Annotated in this window: 5 protein-coding genes and 1 tRNA gene; all 6 read right to left on the reverse strand. The window is 36.2% G+C overall.

Going from position 1 to position 8,645, the window contains the following annotated elements; all coding sequences use genetic code 11:
* Positions 1–173: 173 nt before the first annotated feature.
* The 6 genes from F6K22_RS22030 to F6K22_RS42330 all read right to left on the reverse strand — a co-directional run bounded on the left by F6K22_RS22030 (position 174) and on the right by F6K22_RS42330 (position 7,946).
* Complete coding sequence (locus F6K22_RS22030; protein ID WP_293102707.1) at positions 174–710, reverse strand: peroxiredoxin family protein; 537 nt, start codon at positions 708–710, stop codon at positions 174–176.
* A 159-nt stretch (positions 711–869) separates the two neighbouring features.
* Positions 870–1,475, reverse strand: coding sequence for a peroxiredoxin (locus tag F6K22_RS22035; RefSeq protein ID WP_293102709.1), 606 nt, complete (start codon positions 1,473–1,475; stop codon positions 870–872).
* A gap of 951 nt (positions 1,476–2,426) precedes the next feature.
* Positions 2,427–2,499: transfer RNA gene (locus F6K22_RS22040), tRNA-Met, on the reverse strand.
* Between the two features lie 455 nt (positions 2,500–2,954).
* On the reverse strand, positions 2,955–5,348 hold the full coding sequence (locus F6K22_RS22045; protein WP_293102712.1) for a peptidoglycan DD-metalloendopeptidase family protein: 2,394 nt from the start codon (positions 5,346–5,348) through the stop codon (positions 2,955–2,957).
* A gap of 1,357 nt (positions 5,349–6,705) precedes the next feature.
* Positions 6,706–7,167 (reverse strand): tRNA (cytidine(34)-2'-O)-methyltransferase, encoded by a 462-nt coding sequence (locus tag F6K22_RS22050; RefSeq protein WP_293102715.1) that lies wholly within the window; start codon positions 7,165–7,167, stop codon positions 6,706–6,708.
* A 584-nt stretch (positions 7,168–7,751) separates the two neighbouring features.
* Positions 7,752–7,946: a zinc ribbon domain-containing protein gene (locus tag F6K22_RS42330; RefSeq protein WP_363274125.1), complete on the reverse strand. Its 195-nt coding sequence runs from the start codon at positions 7,944–7,946 to the stop codon at positions 7,752–7,754.
* Between the last annotated feature and the right edge of the window lie 699 nt (positions 7,947–8,645).

Here is an 8,645-nt window from a genome sequence, read left to right on the forward strand (position 1 = left end):
ACGTTTAGGGTTAGCGATCGCAGGTAGACGACTCATTAGTTATAATATGGAGCAACTATACTCAACAATAACACCTCATTTGACTAGGAGCAACTTTCTTTAGATTCTCTTTATGAATCAGCTCTTAACCAGTCTAGGAGAGCCATTAAAGATTACTTCGATCAAAAATATGATTATCTAAAAATACCCAACAAGTCCTCAACATTAGCATTATGATCTAGAAAAGAAAACAAATGTTTATAGCAAAGTCTACCCTCTTTATCTAATACAAATTGCCCTGGTAAAGGTGCCCCTAAAGCTTGACCAACCTTGTAATTTTTAAACACCTGACAGCTAGAATCACTAAGTAAAGGCATCTTTAAACCTAGATCCCTAACAACAATCTTACTTTGTTCCTCATCTGTACTAATAATCATCAATACTTCTACTCCCTGCTCTAAAAACTTTTCATAATTATTATTTAAAGCCAAAATATGAGGGAAACAAAATGGGCAATACTGCTTTTCAGTAAAGATACGAGTCAAGGCAACTATAACAGGAGTTACTCCCCAATAGTTTGATAATCTAACTAATTTACCATTTGTAAGATCTGGTAATTCAAAATCTGGCGTTCTTTTTCCATGTTCCAAGCCATTAATAGCTGGAATAGGTAATAAATTTTCCAAAAAACGTTGATTTAGTAAACCCCTAAAGTCATAAGAAGTTAGCATAATCAGAATTAATTAAAACTAAAAAGTTCAAACCTTAATTTCTTGAAATATCTTTTATATTTACAACTCCAACAACTTGAGTACAATCATCTCAGCTACAATGTTGGAGTGAATATTCGATCGAAATTATGAGGTAGTTTATAAACTACCTAAAAAAATTTATTCAACAGCAGCAAAAAATTCTTTTGACTTAAATGGATCGGGATTCATAGTTTTATCCCCCGGTTTCCAACCCGCAGGGCAAACTTCATCTGGGTGAACCTGTACATATTGAATAGCCTGCAAAGTTCGGAGTGTTTCATCCACATTGCGGCCAAAAGCCAGATTATTAATCGTTGCATACTGGATAATACCTTCTCTATCAATAATAAATAATCCCCGCAGAGCAATACCAGCCTCTGGATCTAAAACATTGTAGGCCGCACTAATTTCTTTCTTAATATCAGATAATAGCGGATAATTAAGGTCTCCAATACCACCAGACTTACGATCTGTTTGAATCCAAGCAAGATGTGAAAATTCACTGTCCACTGAAACTCCTAAAATTTCAGTGTTAAGTGACTCAAATTCTTTGTAGCGATCGCTAAAGGCCGTAATTTCTGTTGGACAAACAAAAGTGAAATCCAGGGGGTAGAAGAATAAGACTACATACTTACCCTTACCACGATAATCAGACAGTTTAATTGTCTCGAATTCCTGATCCACTACAGCTGTAGCAGTAAAATCCGGAGCCTCTTGGCCCACACGCAGGTATTCGTCTGTCATGATTTAATTCTCCTTCTGAAAATAAATTGATAAATTCTTTGCTATGAGCTTAACAGATGTAGGAAATTCAAGTTTGAACTACTAATACCTCCATCAACAAGCTTAGATTATTGCAGCATTTAACCCAATCAATTGTATTGATTAGTAATCAGTTAACTGTTTGAATTTTCAATGTCTTAATCATAATATCATCTAAGTTTTCTTTGAAGGAGGCTGCCCTCAAAGTTTTGCTACTATAGAATTTTACTTTCTGGTGTTAGATCCATAAATCCCTACTTTACCTACAATAACTAGCTAGTCCTAGCAGAATGATAGAATGATGAAAATACAGTCCCCATCTCTTAAATAGCCATAAGTTCACTATACACTACAATAATCATATCAATCCCACAAACCTTCTGCCAAGTGCAAAAATAGATAGGGAAAAACTTTAGCTTTATAGTGGCTATTTTAGCAGAATTACTGTGCAGAATAAAAATAAAAATGAAATAGAATTAGGTCAGAAAAAGAACTCATAATTTTTACCAATTCCTACAGCTCTAATCAAAGATAGAACAGATAAATTATGTGAAGAATATGGCATCTTAATTTATAGAAACTGAGGAAATTTATACAAGTATTGCTTTGTTTTTGGATACTAATTCAATACCTACTGATGGTGAAAAACCCAATGAGTGGAAACCTTCAGAAAAAAGAACAAAGAGAAGTTTGTGTAGATCGACTGCCGAGTTAGGTGGTAATTTCAACCACTATAAATATATCAGAAAGTAGGCCGTTTTAGGGCGATGCTTGAATCCCATTTTTTTTGTCAGCTAAGAATAGAAGCCGCAATTAGGAGCAATTAGGATTTATCCCGTTGCGCAGTAGGATTTTGGAAACCAAATCCCTAAAATTAATCTCCTTCACTTTAGCCGCGGGAGTAGTCAAGTCAAATATAATAATTAATAAAAATGGCTCAGGCGGGATTTGAACCTGCGACCTTGGGCTTATGAGTCCCCTGCTCTAACCTCTGAGCTACTGAGCCTAATTTTTTAGCCATTTATAATAATAGCATAGTCTGCCATGGTTTCGTCAAGTGTTTAATTTTTTTTTCTTACCGAAAAATTGGATTTAAAACCTCCACCTTTTAGGGGGTCTTTGTCCTATGCTGATATAAGTGCTAAAAGTATTCAACCACTCTAAAAACCTAGCTACTAATCCTAGCAAACTAGCACTAAGTACCAGAGAACCAAAGTTTTTTTTAAGGTTTGAACTGTACCGTAGGGCATAAGTCCACAGGATCTTGGAATAGAGCAAAAGCTTGCTCCGAGAACCATCTCTGGACTAAATATCGGAAGATATTTGGTTTTAGTGGAGTTGGAAAATTTCCGTCTGTTCACGGCGGAGAGTATGTCAAAGACTAGATTAAACTCAAGCCCAAACTTTGTTTGTATGTCAATTCCCATTTCTATGACTGGAAATGGGAATGATTCAGATTATCTAATTATAAGCCATTCCAGAAGGCAGATAAGCCATTGGGTTGACTGCTCCGTTGCCCTTCGGATGGATTTCAAAGTGTAAATGTGGTCCAGTGCTACGTCCGGTGCTACCCATTTTAGCAATCAGCTCACCCTGAGAAACTTTTTGACCTTCTCTAACCAAAATTTGGCTGTTATGAGCATAAACTGTCAGACTACCATTGGGGTGCTGAATTTCTACCAGATTACCGTAACCACCACTATTCCAATCAGCATAAGTAACAATACCAGGAGCTGCTGCAACAATTGGTGTCCCAGTCGGTGCTGCTATATCAATACCCCTGTGCATTCTTCCCCATCGCCAACCATAACCTGATGTCAGAACCCCTCTCGCAGGCCAGCCATACCCAGTAAATTGCATTGATCCACCAGGTAAATAGGTATCAGCTTGACCTAAAGGTGGTAAATCTGGAGAAACCATTTTTCCGATTGAAGGGTTATTTAGAATCTCATCAGCATTACTTCCTATCGGTGCTGCTGCCATGAACGATGACTCTTGAGATTCACTAATCTGACCTGCTACAGGTAGTTCTTTGACAACTGTAGCAGGATTTCTCCTTTGCGGTCTATTAGTTCCTATCTCTTCAGACCATTGTCTGGTTTGGGATCTGCTAATTTCTTCCTGATAAGTTGGCTGTAAGTATCTATTATTGTTGTCTGTAGGAATTTGATGATTAATAGATAGGTGATTTTCTGAAGATAGTGGTTCAGGTACTGGAATAGTTGTTGATTCTGAATGAGTAAGCTGAGATTCTTCAAAATCTTTTTGAGCATTATATTCCTGTCGTAGCCTAGTAATTTCTGACCTTAAACGATTGGCATAAGGATTTTCTTGATTATCCGTTTGAGCTACTGGTACTGATTCACTATCTTTAGTATCTCTGTCCACTGGCAATGGTTGAACAGGTTGGTTATTACTAAAATGGACTTGATTTTCTAACTCTACAGCAGAATTTGGCCTGGATACCTTTGATTCTAGATGAGTAGGCCATACTTTGCCATTAATTAAGGGAGTTTTAGGGGTGTCTGTAGCAATGGACTGTGTTGAAGTTATAAATTCTTTTGATTTGTGATTTATTTGGTACTCTTTATGGTCTGTATCTTCAGACCAAGAAATAAGCTCTAAACTGCCCGTTGTTGAAACTTTAGGTGCAGTAACATTAGGTCTACTATATGATGAATAATCAGATTTTATAATAGGTATCTTGGCTTCTGGAAAATCAGGTTGATTGTTTGTAGTTTCCAGAGAAGGTTGACTCAATTCTTGTTGTCCAAAAGAATATGATTCTAGGTTACTATAATGGCTTGTTGTAGAAGTAGAAGAAGATGGTTGCTGAGGAATTTTTAGTAATTTTGCAACTTCAATTACGTCTGGATCTTTAATTTGATTAATTTTAGCCAATGCTCCTACAGATACATTGTGCTGACCAGCAATTAAACTCAGTGTGTCCCCAACACGTACTTTGTACACCAATGAAACTGGTGTAGATGTCATCTCTGAATCAATAACTACTGCCCCTTCTACTTTTGTTTGTTTAGTCTTGATTGACTCTTGAGAAATATCTCCTTCACCATCATTTACTTGTTCAGCAACAGAATTATTATCTATTTCAGGGGTAGCTATTTGTAGCCGTGGTTCTGCAACAACCAAATTTTCTGATTTCTGATATACATTTTCTAGGAATTTCTTTTTTGATGAATCAAAAGGCTTTCCTACAGACTCAGAAACAGACTCCTCATACCTCCAATCCACCGAACTTTTTGCCGGGCGGTTTTTTTGTTTTTGAACAGGGTTAATTCCTGTGTTTAACTGTTCAACTAGCTGGCCATTACTACTGATAGGTTTCTTAACTTTTACTTTGCTTAGGGAGCCTAAAGGAGGCAACTCATTGGTTTGTCCTTGATTCAGGTTTTTCTGTTTAATTTCTACAGGAAAAAAGGATTGATATCCTGATTTTTCTGTTGATGGCAGAAGAGTTTCAGGTTTAGTTACCCCTACTTTAGAATCACTTTTTCCTTCAGTCTCTACATAATCTTGGGTCAATTTTTGCAGTAGTAGACCTTTGTGTCTATTAACCCCAGTAACATTTAGTTCTGGAATTCTTACTACAGAAGAATATTGTTGATTTGTATCTACTTTAGGGAGTTCTGCTGCTACTGCACGATCGCCTTCCCCAGGGAAGAGAATGCCTGATGCACCCATTGTAGTTGAAATAGCAGCAAGTCCAATCATCGCAGCAGATGAACAAGCCTTGCCACTACCTACATTTATTTGTTTGGTCTGTTCAAAATTTGCTTCTGTGTGAAGTTCACATTTAGCAACAGACTTACTTTTATTTGGAAATGTTCGTTTCACAGAACGACCTCCTATTGACAAGCGTTTAACTGTCCTGAATTTTTTTGTCAACGATCTAGGTCACTTAGTTTATAGATCCAGATCACTTTCAATCATCAGGCTTAGGCTAGGTTATCTTGCTTTGATAAAAAAAGCAAGAATAATTTTAACTTAATTTTGATTTCATGACCAAAACCAAAGAAAATAATTAACTTTTGACAAACTAAAAACTATAGAGCAATATATTTTATTGCCCCTAGTTTGTTATTGTCCTGTTTTCAATTAGCAATTAGTCCAGTTGGATTTTTCTATTTTTGTTTTGTTTAGTCCCGTACTAAATACCCTCTAGATTCAGAGGAGAATTTCAGGAGGAAATATAATCTAAATTTTGGTATACAACAACTTGTTTTCCTTGGCAATTGATACAGTGATAGAAATTTCTTATGGGTATAGACTAAAGTTTGTATAGCAGTCATTACCATAGTTGTGTCGAAAATATCCGCAGAATTCATTAGACAACAGGTATCAGGGGCAAAAGCTTCACACTTTTTATCTCCAGCAAGATAGAAATACTCTTAGATTTTTTCCTAGTCTTTTGATGCTAAGTATAAAAATACCTCAAACAATCCATCTCATCTCTACTTAGGGTTTGCTGAAAAAGTATGCATGGGTTCGGGTAGGAGTCAGAACTCAGTCTGACCGAGTCAGGAGGAACGGGGAATTATAGAGGAGGTAGGAGGAAGAATTGTCAGAGTGATTTTTCCGCCCTTGTCTCCTCAAAAAGTCAGCATTTTGAGCTTGAGCGACCGAAAAGTTTACACTTTTTTCGCTCCAAAAAAGCACTTGTCTCTATCTGTCAATGCTTTGAGATTCAATCAGCCAGCCCTACTTATCTACTTAGTTGAATTATTACAAGCCATACTTTATCTTGCCTAGAGTATTCCCTCAGTTATATATAAGTTTTTTTCTTTCTATTTGTGTCAGTATTTCCTCAGTTTGAAAGAACATTCAATACTCCAATACTCAGGGATAAATTGCGAGATTGCACAATCAACTAAAAATATTTAAAACTTACGCATACCAAACTCAGAAACCCGTTTTTTTCCTATATGTTTATTGTTATAGCGCTACTTGAATCGGGAATAGGGAATAGGTATGGAGGGAATAGTAAACGGTTAAAAGGTTTCAGGGTTTAGAAATGTCAAGAGCCTTAATGCGTAGTGCTATAAAATCAAGAATTTATCGTAATAACCTAGTTTCTTTGTATAAGTCCTAATGTTTAAAAATGGAGTTCAACTCAATACCATTAAGAAATTATTTCAAGATAACTTTAAGTATTAACCTGAGATTTTAATCTTTGAGTAATAAAATGATGATTCTAACTCAGATAACCTAATTGACGCCTAGCTTCAAACAAACCCAAGGCAGCACTAACAGAAAGATTTAAACTACGAACCTTTGGCTGTGTCATTGGTATGTAGAGAGTTGCAGTACAATACTCCAGGATATCTTGTGGTAGTCCATTAGTTTCGGAACCAAACAATAGCCAATCATTAGTTTGATATTGAAATTTGGTATAATTAAATCTTCCCTTTTTACTGAAGCCAATCAATCTTCCACCTCGTTTCTGATGAGAGATTTTAAAATCTTCGAGGTTATGATGATAATTTAATTTTACATAAGGCCAGTAGTCTAAACCAGCCCTTTTTAAATAGCGATCGCTAATTTCAAAACCCAAAGGTCCTACTAGATGTAGTTCTGTATCGGTAGCAGCACAAGTACGAGCAACATTACCTGTATTTGGTGGAATTTGTGGATAGACTAGGACAATCTGGGGCATGAAATCAATCAAATATTTTGACACTAATCAAAGTGAGTAAAAGGAAAAATACTAAATGGGTTCAAATTTAAGAAGTCCTAAGCATAGGACAAACTCTTGAAAGTAACTTCAAACTGTACCACAAAATATTTTTTCAATCAGTCTAATGTTCAATGAACAATTCTCAATTCTAGTTTTTGGATCAATATTGATGAAATAATATTAAAAGTAATGAGCTAGGATTTGAGAATCTGGGAAACTTGATTCAGTATACTGGCAAAATTAAGCTTTACCTAAGACATAGGAACTTTTACAAAAAAATAAGGTTTAAAGCCTCCCCTTTTAAGGGGATGAAAAAAATATTCACCACACGTATTTCAAGCCAGAGACTTTAGTGGTCGGTACTGATAACTGATAACTGAAATGACCTGTATGGGTTTGGTAGCCTACCGTTCTTAGAAACCTAAAATCCATAGAAATCTATTATATGTATTATATGTTCTATTGCTGCTTCACTCTGGCAGTCGGCACTCACCAGTCCACAAGCTGTCACGGTCGTTTGCTTCGCAACGCTGGCGCGAAACGCGCATTTCGGAGCGTAGCTCTTACTGACCACCTGAGCTAGATTCTCTCGTGCCATTTAAGTATCTATCACAACTAAAACCACACTTAGAGCAATTGAATATACGCTCTGATAAAGACAGAGACTCTTTAAAATTTCCACACTTAGAATAAGTTTTAGAGATAGGAAACCATTTATTAACAATAATTAGTTTCAAGCTGTATAATTTACACAGGATTTACGCAAATATACTATATAAGTTCCTATGCAAAATTAATTACACATCCTGTGGACTTCCTGTTCCCAGTTAAGTGTTCCCTCTCTCAACTAGGAAATTTATTTTGCACAACTACTTATAGAGTTCAAAAACTATAACGTTATAGTTTTTAACGCTATATATGTGGTCTGGTGCGTAAGTCCTATTATAGTTACTAACCCCCTCGCGTAACTATCTTTTTCCTTTTTCCCAAATAATACTTAGGCGATGTGCAACTTTCTAGGGAATAATCAGCGTTTCTGAGTCAAGAGCGGAAAGTCTGGTTCTCACAACTCCCTAAATTTCGTCGGTTGGAAAAAGTTGCACACGGCGTATACTTATTATCTATTAGTATATCAGCAGTTGAGATAGGAAGCCTCACATTAGTGAAGCTGACCTAGCTTTGCCAGTAGTTGGTTATAATATTTAGGGTTTGCTGAAAAAGTCTTATGGTTGATGGTAGAATTCAGAATGCGCGAATTCAGAACTTAGAGGAATTAGAAAGCAGAAATATCCCTTTATTTTTCTATCGTTAGTAACTCACTCATTCTAACTTTTTTAGCTCCCTAGACCGAAAACCTTGCACCTTTTTTAAATCTAATATTGGCTTTGAAGGTTAATCAGCCAGCCCTATTCAAATCCTTAAGAGGTTTATGAAAATCAACCAGCTTTCCACAGAGG

Source organism: Okeania sp. SIO2F4 (assembly GCF_010672385.1).
In the GTDB taxonomy this organism is placed as follows: Bacteria; Cyanobacteriota; Cyanobacteriia; order Cyanobacteriales; family Microcoleaceae; genus Trichodesmium.

Excerpts from the sequence above, each read along its gene's own strand:
- F6K22_RS22030 (WP_293102707.1), bottom strand. The coding sequence starts at position 710 with ATGCTAACTTCTTATGACTTTAGGGGTTTACTAAATCAACGTTTTTTG.
- F6K22_RS22035 (WP_293102709.1), bottom strand. The coding sequence starts at position 1,475 with ATGACAGACGAATACCTGCGTGTGGGCCAAGAGGCTCCGGATTTTACT.
- F6K22_RS22050 (WP_293102715.1), bottom strand. The coding sequence starts at position 7,167 with ATGCCCCAGATTGTCCTAGTCTATCCACAAATTCCACCAAATACAGGT.